The organism is Thalassospira povalilytica (assembly GCF_002844235.1).
In the GTDB taxonomy this organism is placed as follows: Bacteria; Pseudomonadota; Alphaproteobacteria; order Rhodospirillales; family Thalassospiraceae; genus Thalassospira; species Thalassospira povalilytica.
The window spans coordinates 311,438-326,268 of record NZ_PGTS01000003.1; the positions used below are offsets into that span (position 1 = coordinate 311,438).

The 14,831-nt window shown below is 56.0% G+C and carries 15 protein-coding genes; 12 read left to right on the forward strand and 3 right to left on the reverse strand.

Features of this window, described 5'->3' with window-relative positions; genetic code table 11:
* Positions 1-75 precede the first annotated feature (75 nt).
* The 7 genes from CU041_RS09900 (at position 76) to CU041_RS09930 (ending at position 6,586) form a co-directional block, all read left to right on the forward strand.
* On the forward strand, positions 76-1,380 hold the full coding sequence (locus CU041_RS09900) for a polysaccharide deacetylase family protein (protein ID WP_233433066.1): 1,305 nt from the start codon (positions 76-78) through the stop codon (positions 1,378-1,380).
* A gap of 166 nt (positions 1,381-1,546) precedes the next feature.
* The gene (gene coaBC, locus CU041_RS09905) at positions 1,547-2,764 is read left to right on the forward strand and encodes a bifunctional phosphopantothenoylcysteine decarboxylase/phosphopantothenate--cysteine ligase CoaBC (RefSeq protein ID WP_101246737.1); all 1,218 of its coding nucleotides are present in this window, start codon (positions 1,547-1,549) and stop codon (positions 2,762-2,764) included.
* Positions 2,765-2,833: 69 nt separating this feature from the next.
* Positions 2,834-3,298: a dUTP diphosphatase gene (dut, locus tag CU041_RS09910; RefSeq protein ID WP_101246738.1), complete on the forward strand. Its 465-nt coding sequence runs from the start codon at positions 2,834-2,836 to the stop codon at positions 3,296-3,298.
* A 167-nt stretch (positions 3,299-3,465) separates the two neighbouring features.
* A complete protein-coding gene (locus CU041_RS09915) occupies positions 3,466-3,921 on the forward strand; it encodes an RrF2 family transcriptional regulator (protein ID WP_008888834.1) in 456 nt (151 codons plus the stop codon).
* A gap of 202 nt (positions 3,922-4,123) precedes the next feature.
* Positions 4,124-5,074 (forward strand): cysteine synthase A, encoded by a 951-nt coding sequence (cysK, locus tag CU041_RS09920; protein WP_101247025.1) that lies wholly within the window; start codon positions 4,124-4,126, stop codon positions 5,072-5,074.
* 287 nt (positions 5,075-5,361) lie between these two features.
* Entirely contained in the window at positions 5,362-6,165 is an 804-nt protein-coding gene (locus tag CU041_RS09925; RefSeq protein ID WP_101246739.1) for a HesA/MoeB/ThiF family protein, read from the forward strand.
* A complete protein-coding gene (locus CU041_RS09930; RefSeq protein WP_101246740.1) occupies positions 6,155-6,586 on the forward strand; it encodes a DsrE/DsrF/DrsH-like family protein in 432 nt (143 codons plus the stop codon). The genes CU041_RS09925 and CU041_RS09930 overlap by 11 nt, the downstream gene beginning before the upstream one ends.
* 48 nt (positions 6,587-6,634) lie before the next feature.
* On the opposite strand, the gene CU041_RS09935 is transcribed toward CU041_RS09930, so the two are convergent.
* Complete coding sequence (locus CU041_RS09935; RefSeq protein ID WP_101246741.1) at positions 6,635-7,327, reverse strand: LysE family translocator; 693 nt, start codon at positions 7,325-7,327, stop codon at positions 6,635-6,637.
* Positions 7,328-7,429: 102 nt separating this feature from the next.
* Between CU041_RS09935 and CU041_RS09940 the strand changes: the two genes are divergently transcribed.
* Complete coding sequence (locus CU041_RS09940) at positions 7,430-8,368, forward strand: LysR substrate-binding domain-containing protein (RefSeq protein ID WP_170310192.1); 939 nt, start codon at positions 7,430-7,432, stop codon at positions 8,366-8,368.
* Between the two features lie 49 nt (positions 8,369-8,417).
* Positions 8,418-8,963 carry an MgtC/SapB family protein gene (locus CU041_RS09945; protein WP_101246743.1) on the forward strand — a complete coding sequence of 182 codons (546 nt, stop codon included), beginning with the start codon at positions 8,418-8,420 and terminating at the stop codon, positions 8,961-8,963.
* A gap of 74 nt (positions 8,964-9,037) precedes the next feature.
* Here CU041_RS09945 and CU041_RS09950 read toward each other — a convergent pair whose 3' ends face one another.
* Both CU041_RS09950 and CU041_RS09955 read right to left on the reverse strand, forming a co-directional pair.
* A complete protein-coding gene (locus CU041_RS09950; protein WP_101246744.1) occupies positions 9,038-10,078 on the reverse strand; it encodes a LacI family DNA-binding transcriptional regulator in 1,041 nt (346 codons plus the stop codon).
* 50 nt (positions 10,079-10,128) lie between these two features.
* A complete protein-coding gene (locus CU041_RS09955) occupies positions 10,129-11,460 on the reverse strand; it encodes a GH1 family beta-glucosidase (protein WP_101247026.1) in 1,332 nt (443 codons plus the stop codon).
* 228 nt (positions 11,461-11,688) lie between these two features.
* Between CU041_RS09955 and CU041_RS09960 the strand changes: the two genes are divergently transcribed.
* From CU041_RS09960 to CU041_RS09970, 3 genes are all read left to right on the forward strand, one after another.
* On the forward strand, positions 11,689-12,933 hold the full coding sequence (locus CU041_RS09960; protein WP_101246745.1) for an ABC transporter substrate-binding protein: 1,245 nt from the start codon (positions 11,689-11,691) through the stop codon (positions 12,931-12,933).
* 189 nt (positions 12,934-13,122) lie between these two features.
* On the forward strand, positions 13,123-13,974 hold the full coding sequence (locus CU041_RS09965) for a carbohydrate ABC transporter permease (RefSeq protein WP_233433067.1): 852 nt from the start codon (positions 13,123-13,125) through the stop codon (positions 13,972-13,974).
* A 2-nt stretch (positions 13,975-13,976) separates the two neighbouring features.
* On the forward strand, positions 13,977-14,831 hold the full coding sequence (locus CU041_RS09970) for a carbohydrate ABC transporter permease (protein ID WP_101246746.1): 855 nt from the start codon (positions 13,977-13,979) through the stop codon (positions 14,829-14,831).

Sequence of the window (14,831 nt, forward strand, 5' to 3'; positions counted from 1 at the left end):
AGCATGTCCGGTGCACAGGGCCGACCCCCATATGTCGCCCTGATTGGAGTGGTTGGTAGAAGACTGGAAACAATTATGAAATTCGAGACCAAAGGGCAAAGGTCATCGTCGGTAACCGATCTGCTTTCCCCCGGCTCCATGCTGCGCGGTATGGTTTTCGGGATGTCGTTTGCTGTTGGGTTAACATTCGGTGTCGGTCAGGGCAGCGCCCAGTCGGTTGAAACCGAAACCACTGCACCGGCCACCATGCCGGTTGCCGAGCCGTCTGCGCAAAGTGACAGTGCGGCTGATCCCGACATGTCGGCACAATCAGCAGCACCCGGGGCACCAGCATCCGAAACAGCGGCTCCTGAAGTGCCGCAACCCGAAGCATCGGCCGTTGATCAGGCTGTTGATCCGGCCGTTGATCCCATTGTTGCCGAAAAACCGGCAGCAGCACCGGCAGGTGATGCCACCTCGGCGGTTGTTTTCATGTATCACCGGTTTGGCGAAGATGAATATCCGTCGACCAACATCAAGATCGACCAGTTCAAGGAACATATCGCCGAACTGACCAGTGGCGGATACACGGTTATGGGGCTGCCACAGATCGTCACGGCGATTGAAAATGGTGGCGGTTTGCCTGATCGTACCATCGGCATCACCATCGATGATGCCTATCGATCTGTGTATGAACAGGCCTGGCCGATCTTCAAGGCCCACAATATGCCCTTTACGGTCTTTGTTTCTACCCAACAGATCGATGACGGCTTTTCCAATTACATGACCTGGGACATGGTGCGTGATCTGGTAAAGGCCGGGGTCACTATTGGGGGTCACAGCCAGCATCATTCCCACCTGCCTGATCTTGATATTGCGGCCGTCAAGGCCGAACTGGATCATTCGGCCAAACGGTTCAAGGAAGAGCTTGGCTTTGTGCCTGATATCTTTGCCTATCCCTATGGCGAGGCAAATGCAGACGTGATCAGTGCGGTCAAGGAGGCCGGATACAAGGCCGCATTTGGTCAGCAAAGCGGTGCCATGAGCACGGAATCCGATTTCATGTATCTGCCGCGCTTTGCGCTGAACGAACATTATGGCGCAATGGACCGCTTCAAATTGGCGGCAAATTCGTTGCCATTGCGGGTCAGCGACGTGACCCCGGGGGACTATACCCTGACGCGCAATCCGCCTGCATTCGGCTTTACCCTTAAGGAGCCGACAGCCAATATCGCCTGTTATCCGTCCGATGGTGACGCAACCATGAGCCGCCTTGGCGATGAGCGCGTTGAAATTCGCCTTGATGGGCCGGTCGCATCGGGACGCTGGCGCATCAATTGCACGGCGATGGGCCCGGATTCCCGTTGGCAATGGTTCGGGATGCTTTACACTGTACCGTGAAGCCTTTGATGCCGTTGCTTTTTGGGATTTCAAGGCACCCCAAAACAAAGCGCCGCGATCCTTTCCGGACCGCGGCGTTTGCCATTTCGGTTATGGGCGCTTGCGTCCCATAATGAGACAATGTAGGTTAACCACACTTTTAAACCGTAATTAATTGGTAATCACAGTGTCGGCAGGCAAGAATATCCTTTTGATCATCTCGGGCGGCATTGCGGCCTATAAGGTTCTTGAAGTGATCCGTCGGCTCAGAGACCGCGAAATCAATATCCGCGCCATCCTGACCAAGGGTGGCGAACAGTTCGTGACACCGTTGTCTGTGGCGGCATTGACGGAAAACAAGGTCTATCAGGATCTGTTTTCCCTTACCGACGAAGCCGAGATGGGCCATATCCGTCTGTCGCGTGAGGCCGACCTTGTTCTGGTCGCCCCGGCAAGTGCCGATATCCTTGCAAAAATGGCAACCGGACAGGCCGGTGATCTGGCGACAACCGCGCTGTTGGCGACCAACAAGCCGGTGATGATTGCGCCTGCCATGAATGTGGAAATGTGGAACCATCCGGCGACACAGGCCAATATCGCAACGCTTGAAAGCCGCGGAGTGATCCGGGTGGGGCCGTCTGCCGGTGATCTTGCCTGTGGCGAAACCGGTTCGGGGCGTCTGGCGGAACCGGCCGAGATTATCGCAAACGTGCTTGATTTCCTTGAAAGTCAGTCTGCGCCCAAGCCGCTTGCCGGCAAAAAGGCGGTCGTGACCAGCGGCCCGACCCACGAGCCGATTGATCCGGTGCGCTACATCGCCAACCGGTCATCGGGCAAACAGGGCCATGCAATTGCCCAGGCACTTGCCAATGCCGGTGCGGAAGTGACGCTGGTGTCCGGTCCTGTGACCCTGCCCGATCCGGTCGGGGTGACGGTTGTACGGGTTGAAACAGCGCGCGATATGCTTGCCGCGGTTCAAAATGCCCTGCCGGCGGATATTGCGGTTTGTGCCGCTGCTGTTGCCGACTGGCGTACTGCTGATGAAGCCGGTCAGAAGCTTAAAAAGGATGGGTCGGGGATTATTCCCGATCTTAAACTTGCGGAAAATCCCGACATTCTGGCAACCATCAGCCAGTCCGGGGCATCGCGCCCGGGGCTTGTGATCGGCTTTGCCGCAGAAACCGAAAAAGTCACCGAACATGCCCGTGCCAAGCGCGCGCGCAAGGGATGCGACTGGATTCTTGCCAATGATGTGGCGCCCGATACCGGGACCTTTGGCGGGGATCTGAACGAGGTCTTCCTGATTTCAGGGGATGATGCGGGCGCTGACGAACATTGGTCGCGCCAAAGCAAAACCGGCATCGCCGGGGCACTTTGTGCCCGGATCATCAAACATTTTTCCTGATGTGTCGCGGACACACGGATTGCAAGAACAAACCCGGTCTGATGACCGGGAAGAAGACAAGGATGGAATATGTCGGCTCTGAGTGTTGATTTGAAACAGCTTCCGCACGGGGCGGATTTGCCGTTGCCTGAATATGCCACTGCCCAGTCGGCGGCGGTCGATTTGCAGGCGGCAATTGACGGCAAGCTGGTTCTTGAACCTGGCAAGCGTGCGCTGGTTGAAACCGGCATTGCCATTGCCCTGCCCGCCGGGTTCGAAGCCCAGGTACGCCCGCGTTCGGGGTTGGCTGCCAAGAACGGTGTCACGGTTCTGAACAGCCCGGGCACGATCGATGCCGATTATCGCGGCGAGATCAAAGTTATCCTGATCAATCACGGCGACGTGGCGTTTGAAATTGAACGCGGCATGCGCATTGCCCAGCTTGTGGTTGCCCCGGTAACCCAGGTTTCCTGGCGTGCGGTGGATGATCTGGACGAGACTGCGCGCGGTGCGGGCGGATTCGGATCGACCGGGACAGCAAGCCCGGTCAAATAAGTTTTTGCCATCAGATCGCAACGCGATCTGATGGTCACATGACGGTTATGGCGGGTGGTTGCCGTGACGGTCATGATTTTGGTTACGAGATTTGATTGCTCTGGCCAAACCAGGTTTGCATGCCGTCTGGGGGGATGGCCGAACCAAGAGGGGAGTAAGATGAAACGATGTTAAAGCTTTCAAAAAAGATGCTGTTTGCGATCGAGGCGGTTGTCGATATTGCCTATAACGCAGCAGGCGAACCGGTCCAAAGCCGCGATATCACCGCGCGTCAGGGAATCCCGAAACGGTACCTTGAACAAACCCTTCAGCAGCTGGTGCGTGCCGATATTCTGGTTGGTGTGCGCGGCCCGCGGGGCGGGTATCGCCTGGCGCGTGAACGCCGTCGTATCACGCTTGCCGATATTGTTTCGGTCATCCGGTCGATGGAAACATCCGATGATCCGATCGAAGATCCGGCCGGATCGCCGCTGGGCAAGGAAGTCGTGCGTCCCCTTTGGCGGGAATTGCAGGACGAAATGATGAAACAGCTTGAAAAGATCACGGTCGAAGACCTGTGCAACCGGGCGCGCGATGCGGGCCTGCGCAGTGGCATCGAAGAGTCCCCGGATTTCATTATTTAGTCTTCTGGGCTGGTGGCGGAGTGATGTATCCTTATTCAACATGATTCCGCTGCAATTTGAATTAAACTACAGGCATCACGAATGCCGCAGGCACCATTGCTTGTAAAAATTTGCGCTATCCATTTGACCTTGTGGGATCGCAGGATAAATACAGGTAGATCATGTGCTTGATGGCAAAAATACAGAAACGTGCGAGGAAAACATGACTGAGTTTCGCGGCAAGATTTACGACAGCATCATCGACACCATTGGCGCAACGCCGCTGGTGCGCCTTTCGCGTCTGGCCGAAGCAGAAGGTGTCAAAGCCGACCTGATTGGCAAGCTTGAATTCTTCAACCCGCTGGCCTCGGTCAAGGACCGTATTGGCCTGGCGATGATTGAAACCGCCGAAAAAGCCGGCAAGATCAAGCCGGGTGCAACCCTGGTCGAGCCGACATCGGGCAATACCGGCATTGCGCTGGCCTTTGTTGCTGCTGCCAAGGGCTACAAGCTGATTTTGACCATGCCTGAAAGCATGTCGCTTGAACGTCGCAAGATGCTGATGCTTCTGGGCGCACAGATCGACCTGACCCCGGCCGCCAAGGGCATGAAGGGCGCGGTTGCCCGCGCAGAGGAGCTGGTTGCCGAAATCGATGGTGCGATCATGCTTCAGCAGTTTGACAACCCGGCCAACCCGGAAGTTCACCGCAACACCACGGCTGAGGAAATCCTCAAGGATACCGCCGGTCAGGTTGATATCTTTGTTGCCGGTGTCGGTACGGGCGGGACGCTGACCGGTGTGGGTGAAGTGCTTAAAAAGCATAATCCGAACATCCAGATCGTTGCCGTTGAACCCGAAGACAGCCCGGTTATTTCCGGCGGCGCGCCGGGTCCGCACAAAATCCAGGGCATTGGTGCCGGTTTCATTCCGGGCAACCTTAATACCGATGTCATCGACACCGTCATGACCATCGGCAACGAGACGGCCTTTGCCACCGCGCGCAAACTGGCAAGCATCGAAGGTCTTCCGACCGGCATTTCGTCGGGTGCGGCGGTTGCCGCCGGTATCGAACTTGGTCAGAAACCGGAAAATGCCGGCAAACGCATCGTTGTCATCGTACCGAGCTTTGCCGAACGTTATCTGTCGACCGCGCTGTTCGAAGGCCTGCAATAAGCCTTGGTCAGCAGTCCGGATATCCAGACGATCCGTGCAAAAGGTCCGGTGCATTGCGCCGGGCCTTTTTATGTGCTCTGATTTCATTGCGATATCGAAATTTATAAGGCATGCGGCGGGAAAGATCAGCGTTCTGATCGCATTTCGGTCCGGATTAATTTTTGTTCGGACGGTGCATCACCCGGACAATTCGGTGGGAAATCAAATCTTTTCCTTGAGAGATCAGACCCGCAAGCTATATCCAGAAGCCAGCACCCTTGTTCCGTTCTGACAGGAAACCCGCCCGCGTGAGTGATTTCGAATTCAGCGAAAATGAAGTACAGCGCTATGCTCGCCATATCGTCCTTAAGGATGTTGGCGGTACCGGCCAGATGAAGCTTAAGCGCGGGCGTGTCTTGATTGTTGGTGCCGGCGGGCTTGGCTCGCCACTTGCGATGTATCTGGCCGCCGCCGGGGTTGGGACCATCGGGATTGTTGATGCCGATACGGTGGAACTGTCCAACCTTCAACGCCAGATCGCGCATGGCATGAAGGATCTCGGAACCGCCAAGGTAGATAGTGCAAAATCGACCATGCTTGATATGAACCCGGAAATCACGGTTCATGCCCATAATGACCGCCTTGATGCATCCAATGTCATGGATCTGATTGCCGGTTATGACGTGATTGCCGACGGTTCGGACAATTTCGAGACGCGCTTTTTGCTTAACGATGCCTGCTACCTGGCGGGCAAGACGCTGGTATCGGGGGCGGCACTTCGTTTTGATGGTCAGGTATCGACCTTCAAGGCCCATCTGGGGGCGCCCAATCCGTGCTATCGCTGTATTTATCATGCCCCGCCGCCCGAAGATGCCATCCCGTCCTGTGCACAGGGGGGTGTTCTGGGATCGGTGGTTGGCATGATTGGCGGCATCCAGGCGACCGAGGTGCTCAAGGAGTTGATGGGCATTGGTGACGGTCTTTCCGGGCAACTTTTGATCATCGATGCCCTGTCGGCATCGTTCCGCAAAATCCGGGTGCCGCGCGACCCCGGCTGCCCGACCTGTTCCGAAAATGCGACCATAAAGGATCTTTCAATCCATGAGCACTGAGACGGAAAGCCCGAAAAAACTGTCGCTGGTGATCTTTTCCGGCAGCTTTGAAAAAGTTCATTACGCACTCGTAATGGCGTCGGCGGCTTTGGCGACCGGGCGCGAAGTCACACTGTTCTTTACCATGGATGCCAGCCGGGCGCTTTTGGCGCCATCGGGATGGCGGCATTTGCGCACCGAGGCCGAAGGTGCGACTGCGACCTCGATCGATCTAAGCTTTTCCACCCGCGGTATTGGCAGTTTTGAAGAGCTACTGTCGGCCTGTGCGTCGCTTGGCGCGAAATTCATGGTCTGCGAAATGGGCTTGCGCGCACTTGGTTTGGAAAACGACGCCACCCGGGATGAACTTTCCATCGAAACCGGCGGTGTTGTGACGTTCCTGAACGATGCCAGACAGAATGGCGAGATGCTGTTTATCTGATCTGCCATCCCGGTTGTCTGTTCGTTCCATTGCCGGGGTTATGCAGCCCTAACTTGCCAGAAGTTTGATGCCAAGACCGGCAAGGCACAGCCCGACAGCCCGTTCGATCCAGACCTTGATCGCGGCAATCCGGGCCTGCACGGCCGGAAGTGTAAGTGCAACCGCAACCAGCCCAAACCAGCCCATGTGGCAGGCCGCAATATAGATGCCGTATCCGATTTCCTGAAGGATCGGGGTGCCAGGTGAAATCACCTGACTGAACAGCGATACGATAAACAGCATTGTTTTCGGATTAAGCGCATTGCAGGCAAAGCCGATCCAGAACGCATTGCGATCAGGGGCGTTCCTGTTTTGATCCGTGCCCGAAGCGGTGCTGAAGATGTTAGCGCTAACATCCATTTCTTTCAGGGGTTTACGCCGGGTCACCATGACGCGGATATCCGGCCACAGGGCTGACATGCCAAGCCAGATAAGATAAGCCGCCCCAAGATAACGCAACGCCGTCAGAACCCAGACATTGCTGGCAAACACCACGCCCAGACCGATCAGGGTATAGGTCAGATGGACGGAAACCCCGCTTCCGATACCGATTGCACATAAAATACCGGCCCGTCTGCCCCGTGACAGGGCGATGCGCGTGACCATGGCAAAGTCCGGCCCCGGGCTGATAACTGCCAGAATGGTGATGATGGCAACGGCAATGATTTCCATTGATGGCAGATGGGGGGATATTTCCGGCATGGTCTGTGATCCTGAAAGCTTAAAGAAACCGATTGATCTGTGAGCTGATTGAGTATCAAACTGGACCCGTTGCCAGAAAATCGAAAAATTCCGGGAAATATTGTGAGTAATATTCACAAAAAACGCAGCCTGCCCCCATTGGCGGCCCTTCCGGCCTTTGAAGCCGCTGCCCGTCATCAAAGTTTTTCACGCGCGGCCGAGGAATTGCACCTGACCCACGGGGCCATCAGCCGGGCGGTGGCCCAGATCGAAGACCGCCTGGGCGTTGATCTGTTTGTGCGGCGTAACCGCCGGGTCTGGCTGACATCGGCGGGCGAACGGTTGCTTAAGGCAACGACCGGGGCGCTGGACGGTCTTGATCAGGCGATCGAGGATATTCACCGTCACGCCGGAACGTCGCCGATCCTGACGGTGTCGTGCGAGCCAAGTCTTGCCATGCGCTGGCTGATGCCGCGTCTTGGTGATTTCCGGCAAGCCAATCCTGATTTGAATATTGACCTGCGCCTTGCCGGCGGGCCGGTTGATTTGCTTTCGGATGGCTGTGATGTGGCCATTCGCCGGGCCGATTACGGCATTTCCGAAGATTACGTCACCACCCGTCTTTGGGCCGAACTTGCGGGACCGGTATGTGATCCGGACTGCTGGGAAAACATCCTTGATCGCGATTTGTCAAAGGCACGCTGGCTGCATAGTCGCACCCGGCCCGAGGCATGGGATGACTGGAAACGGGCCAGCGGGCTGGATGTTAGCCCGGCGAGCGAACAATATTTCGACCATTTCTTTTTTGCCCTTCAGGCAGCCGTCAACCGGCTGGGCACAGCGATTGGTCCGTTGCCGCTGGTTTGTGATGATCTGGCCGCCGGGCGGCTGATCGCTCCGCACGGGATGGCGCCAACCGGATGCGATTATGTTCTGATCACGCTTGATCGGCCGGATCGTGACCCGCGCATTGCCCTGTTTTTTGACTGGCTGATGATGATGGCACAGGGGATGGAAAGCCATCTTGGTTCCGGGTCTGGGGTGCGAGAACCGGAACATTGATCGAATGTCGGGCGTTCTGGGAGTCCCTGAAACCTTAAAGGCACCCAGCATGCTGACCGATCTGCCCTATTTCGCGACGGCCGAAAAATATTTCGATATCGGAATTATCGATATGGTGGCGCGTCTGTGTGCGGCCACGGTCATTGGCATGATGATCGGACTTAACCGGGATGTGAATGGTAAGCCGACCGGGATGCGGACCCTGGCCCTTGTCGCATTGGGGGCGGCTGTCGTTTCAGTGGTGGCGGTTCATTTTCAGGACATGATTGATCATCCCGATGCCCTGTCACGTGTGGTTCAGGGCATTTTGCAGGGCGTTTTGACCGGGATCGGCTTTATCGGTGCCGGGGTGATCTTGCGTCAGCCCAAAAGCATGTCGGTTTCGGGCCTGACAACGGCGGCGACGGTCTGGATAACAGCCGCACTTGGTATTGCCTGCGCACTTGCGGCCTGGCATATCGTGGTTATCGCCACGGTGCTGACCTTTATCGTTCTGATCGTGCTTAAGCCGATCGAGGTGCTTCTGGTCCGGTTGATCGGGGCCGGGGATGCCGAAAACGGTGACAATCCCGAACATCGCAAGGCGCAGGGTTAAGGATCGGTGCCGGGCGTGATCGATCCGGGATTTGTATTGCAGGGGCGTTTTGTATTGCAGGGGTTTTGGGTGGGCTAAAAGTCCTCACCCTCGCGGAAGGCAGCCAAATCATCAATCCGCCGATAGGGCAGCAAGGTTTGCAGCTGTTCGACGTCCGATCCGTTCATCAGATCGTGCAGATGGCGGGCAAGGACTTCGCCGACGTGACGCTGGGGCTGGTAATAATAGGCCAGCTTCTGTTTGGACAGCATGCGAAACGGCATCCCGCCAAACCCGACAACCCCGATGCCGTCGCGGATGGTATCCATACCAAGTTCCATCAAGGCTTCGAGTGCGCCGATCATGGTCATCTGACTGGCGCACACAATGGCGGTCGCATCATGCTGATCGCCAAAAAGCCGGTTGGTTGCGTCACGCGCAGCCCGCACAGAAACGTCCGAGGGCATCAGAACAAGGCTGTCGGGATCAAGTCCGGCATCGACCATGGCGCGGCGTGCCCCGCGTTTGCGATAGCCAAAAAAGGTCAGGTTTTCGGGCGGATCGATCATGGCGATCTTGCGATGGCCGTCTTCGATCAGGCGCGTAATCGCATCATAAGCGGCCTGTTCATCATCGTGATCAACAAAGGCATGCGGAGTCAAAAGTTCTGTCCGGCCAAAACTGACGAACGGAAAATCATGTTGAAGGCAGTATTTGGCACGCTTGTCCTGAAGCGTGGTGCGTGAAAACACCACCGCATCGGCCATGCGCTGGGTATGGACCTTGCGCACCGGTTCAAGCGGATCTTCGGCACTGGTCTGGGCCAGCACCACCAGCGAATAATGATCGGCTTCAAGCCCCTGTGCTAGGCTTTCGACCTGGGCAAGGAAGCCCGGATCGCCGTAATCGCCGACTTCGGGGGAATACAGGATCGAACAGACCTGCATGGTTTTGCCGGTGCGCAGCATGACGCCCCGTGCATCCGGGCGATAGCCGATTTCCGCTGCTGCTGCCTTGACCTTGGCGACCGTGTCGGGTTTGACCTCGGGTCCGTCTTTAAGGGCGCGCGACACAGTTGTAACCGACAGGCCAAGCCGGTCGGCAATCGTGCGCAAGTTGGGGCGAGAAGCAGGCATGTCAGGTCCGTTCTTATGTTCTTTCGGACAATGTAAGCGTCCGTAGCGTCCTATGGCAATGCGTTCTGTGCAATCACGTTGCGCATGAATTCATAGGATGCCTTCGGGGTGCGTTTTTGGGTGGTGTAATCGACATGGACAAGCCCGAACCGCTTTTCATAGCCATAAGCCCATTCGAAATTGTCCAGAAGCGACCAGGGCATGTATCCCTGCACATTGGCACCTTCGGAAACGGCACGCAAAAGCGCGCCAAGATATTCGCGGTAATAGGAAATGCGATCCTGATCATCGATATAGCCGTTATGGCCCGGAATATCGGTAAAGGCACCCCCGTTTTCAGTGACGAAAACCGGCGGATTGCCATAATTTTCCTGAAGGATTTTCATCGTGCGATAGAAGCAGTCCCCGTCAATGGCCCAGCCCATTTCGGTCCTACGGAAATATTTTGGCGGTTCGGCATGCTGGAACGGCCATGCCTTGCCTTCGGCGGCCTGGATATAGCTTGGGAAATACTGGTTCAGTCCCTGAAAATCGACATCGGTTCGGATCGCTTCAAGGTCGCCTGCCCGGATATGGGGTTCCATCCGGTCCATGATCAGTTCCGGATAGCGCCCGTAATAAACCGGATCGAGAAACGCGCCATTCCACTTGGCTTCGAAAAGATCGATCAGATGGGTGTCCTGTTCGCGGCGATGGGGCAATGTGTATCCCTTGTGCATCGGTAACACGAATCCGACCGGGGCCTTTGGATGGTGCTGTTTGATGATGCGGGTGGCGCGCGCATGACAAAGGTTAAGATGATGGGTCACCCGCATGGCGGCACGCGGGTCGGTAATGCCCGGCGCATGGCGGCCTTCTTCGTGGCCGACCCAGGCCACCACATTGGGTTCATTGAATGTGACCCAGGCCTTGACCCGGTCGCCCAGGCGGCTGACCAGAAGTTCGGTATAGTCGCCAAACCAGTCGACAACATCGCGATTGGTCCAGCCGCCGCGATCCTGAAGCGCCTGCGGAAGGTCCCAGTGATACAGGCACAGCCACGGATCAATTCCGCGTTCAAGCATGCCATCAATCAGGCGGCTGTAAAAATCAATTCCGGCCTCGTTAACCCGGCCGGTGCCATCGGGCAAAACCCGCGGCCACATGACAGAAAAGCGGTAATGTTGCGCGCCCAGCCCCTTGATCAGGTCAAGGTCTTCGGCCCAGCGATGATAATGGTCACAGGCAACACGACCATTGTCGCCATTGGCGACACGCCCCGGTGTGGCACAATAGGTGTCCCAGATGCTGTCGCCGCGTCCGTCATCATCTGCGCCGCCTTCGATCTGATAGCTTGAGGTGGAGACACCCCATCGAAACCCGTCGGGGAATGATTTCGTCATGTTTGCTTCCTTACCCTGATCGGATGTTCTTGTTGAATGCATCCAAAATCGTAACGTTTCGAAAATTTTGGCAAAAAAATATATTCGCCACCTGTTTCTCCTATTATCATTGGGTTTTGTTGATTGACAAGGGTGAATAAAGCGCTTATCAAAAAAATCGTAACGTTACGATTTTCCGTTTAAGAAGAAGTCGGGCGTGAAGGTATCCATTAGGGAGGAACATCGGTTATGACGAAATTATCCAAAGTCGCAGCCCTTGCGGCGTTTCTGAGCACAGGTGTCTCTGCCGGTGCGCTTCATGCCCAGACTGCAGAGGTTCTGCATTGGTGGACATCGGGCAGCGAACAGGCCGCCCTTGCCGAGGTTCGCAAGGTGTTCGAGGCAAGCGGTGGCGAATGGGTCGATACCCCGATTGCCGGGGGTGGCAATGCCCGTGCTGCGGCAGTCAACCGGATGCTTGGTGGTGATCCGGCGGCTGTTTTCCAGTTCTCGATCGGTCAGCAATTGCGTGAATTGGCAGATCAGGGATTGCTTGCCAATGTCGATAAGGTCGCGAGTGAAGAAAACTGGGACCAAAAGCTGCCGCCGCTGATCGTCAAGGCAGCGAAATATGATGGTGACTACATCGCCGCACCGATCAACATCCATGGCGAAAACTGGATGTTCTATAACAAGGCAGCCCTTGAAAAGGCCGGTGTGGACGTGCCCAAAAGCTGGAATGAGTTTGTGGTCGCAGCCCAGAAGCTTAAAGATGCCGGTATTATTCCGATCGGTCTGGGCGGGCAGCCCTGGCAGGAACGCATCATGTTCAACAGTGTGCTTCTGGGCGTTGCCGGTCGCGAGTTTTATGCCAAGCTTTACAGCACGCTTGATGATGATCTGCTGGATTCCGATACCATGCGCAAAGTGTTCGAAACCTTTGCCGCGCTTAAGCCCTTTGTTGATGAAGGAAGCCCGGGCCGCAACTGGAACGAAGCAACCAGCATGGTGATCAAGGGCGATGCTGCGTTCCAGTTCATGGGTGACTGGGCCAAGGGTGAAATCATTGCCGCCGGGATCGAGCCTGGAACCACGGTCGGATGCGCCTTCGCCCCCGCGATCGATACCGCCTATATCATGACCGTTGATGCCTTTGCCTTTTCGGCGATGGATGGCGAGGAAGCCACCCCTGCGCAGGCCAAAATGGCGCATGTGATGCTTGAACCTGATGTGCAGATTGCCTTTAACAAGAAAAAGGGATCCATCCCGGCCCGTCTGGACGTGCCTGCTGACAGTTTTGACAGCTGTGCACAGACTGCGATCAAGACCCTTCAGGACGAAAAGACCCACCTTGTCAGCACCGGACTTTTCGGTGTGCCAAGTGCGGTTTCGGGGGCAATTGATGACAGCATCTCGAATTTCTGGAACAGTACGGATATGAGCCCGGCAGAGGGCCAGGCGCAGTTCCATCAAGCGATCTCCAACGCCAAATAAGGCGAAATTCCAGAGACTTTGCAGGGATGCGCCGCTGCGGGCCGCTTTGTGCGGTGGCAGCGGCGCCTTTACAAAGAAGCGAGTATGTTCATGCCCGATCCGGCACAAGACGTGTTGCATTATTCCGCGACACCGCAAGATGCGCATCAAAAAGGCAGGCGGCGCTGGCGTCCGCAATGGACCGCCAGAATGGCGCTGATCCCTGCCATGGCGATCACGATTTTCTGTTTTTATGGCTTTATCATCTGGACCTTTGTAATTTCGCTGACCCGGTCGCGATTGTTGCCGGTCTATAAATTCACCGGATTTGATCAATATGGCCGGCTGTTTGCCAATGAACGCTGGTGGACAGCGATGCAGAATCTGGCGATTCACGGATTTCTGTTTATCGGCGGCTGTATCGTTTTTGGCTATTTGCTGGCGATCTTGATTGATCGCGGTGTGAAGGCAGAAGGCCTGTTTCGTACCGTTTTCATGCTGCCGCTTTCGATGTCATTCATTGTGACCGGTGTCATCTGGCAATGGGTGATGAATCCGGGGCTTGGTCTTCAGGAAGCGGTGCGTGCGCTGGGATGGGCCGGGTTTGAATTTAACTGGATCGTGCGCCCCGACCGGTCGATTTACACACTTGCCATTGCCGGGATTTGGCAGCAGGTCGGGTTGTGTATGGCGCTGTTTCTGGCCGGTCTGCGCAATATTGATCCCAATATCTGGAAGGCCGCGCGTGTCGACGGCATTCCGGTCTGGCGGGTCTATTTGCACATCATTACCCCGATGATGCGCACCGTGTTCTTCACGGTTTTCATCCTGATGAGTGCGATTGTCATGAAGGCCTTTGACCTTGTGGTCGCCCTGACCGGCGGTGGGCCGGGCTTTTCATCGGATCTTCCGGCCCGTTTCGTTGTCGACCATATCCTGAACCGGCAGGAATTGGGACTGGGGGCGGCGGGCGCATTTGTCCTGCTTTGCACGGTGATTGCCGTGATCGCGCCCTATATCTATTTCGAGCTGCAAAAAGAACGCAGCGGTCGGGGGCATTGAGGATGCGCTATAATCGTCTTGCCCTTTACGGATTGCTTGGCATCGCCGCAATCATGATCCTGTCGCCGGTTTTCATCATGATTTCGACATCGCTGAAATCGATGGATGAAATCCGCAATGGCAGCATCTTTACCCTGCCCGCCGATCCCGGTTTTGCCGCATGGGGAAAGGCATGGTTTGGCGATTGTGCCAAGACGCTGGGGGATACTTGCGGTGGTCTGTCATCGTCATTCATGACGTCGGTCAAAATCGTTATTCCCGCGCTGTTTTTGTCAGTCGGGCTTGGGGCGATTACCGGTTATGCGCTGGCGGCCTGGAAGATGAAGGGCGCCAATGTGATGTTTGCGGCCCTTCTGGTCGGCATGTTCATTCCGCCACAGGTGACACTTTATCCCCTGATCATCATGATCCGGGAATTGGGGATATTTGGCACCATCCCGGGATTGATCCTTGTGCATGTGATCTGGGGTGTTGCCTTTACCACCATGATGTTTCGCAACTTTTTCAAAACCGTTCCCGAGGATTTGCTAAAGGCAGCCCGGATCGACGGGGCGGGATTCTGGCCGCTGTTCTGGCATGTGATGTTGCCCTTGTCGCTGCCGATCCTTGGTGTCGCGATGATTTTGCAATTTACCTATATCTGGAACGATTTCCTGCTGGGCCTGACATTTGGCGGGCGTGCGGGGCAGCCGATGACGGTTGCGCTTAACAACCTTGTCGGATCGCAATTCGGCGAGAAGGAATACAATGTTGATATGGCTGCAACCATGCTAACGGCTTTGCCGACACTTGCGGTTTATCTGCTTTCGGGGCGGATGTTTGTGCGCGGGATTGCTGCTGGTGCGGTGAAAGGGTAA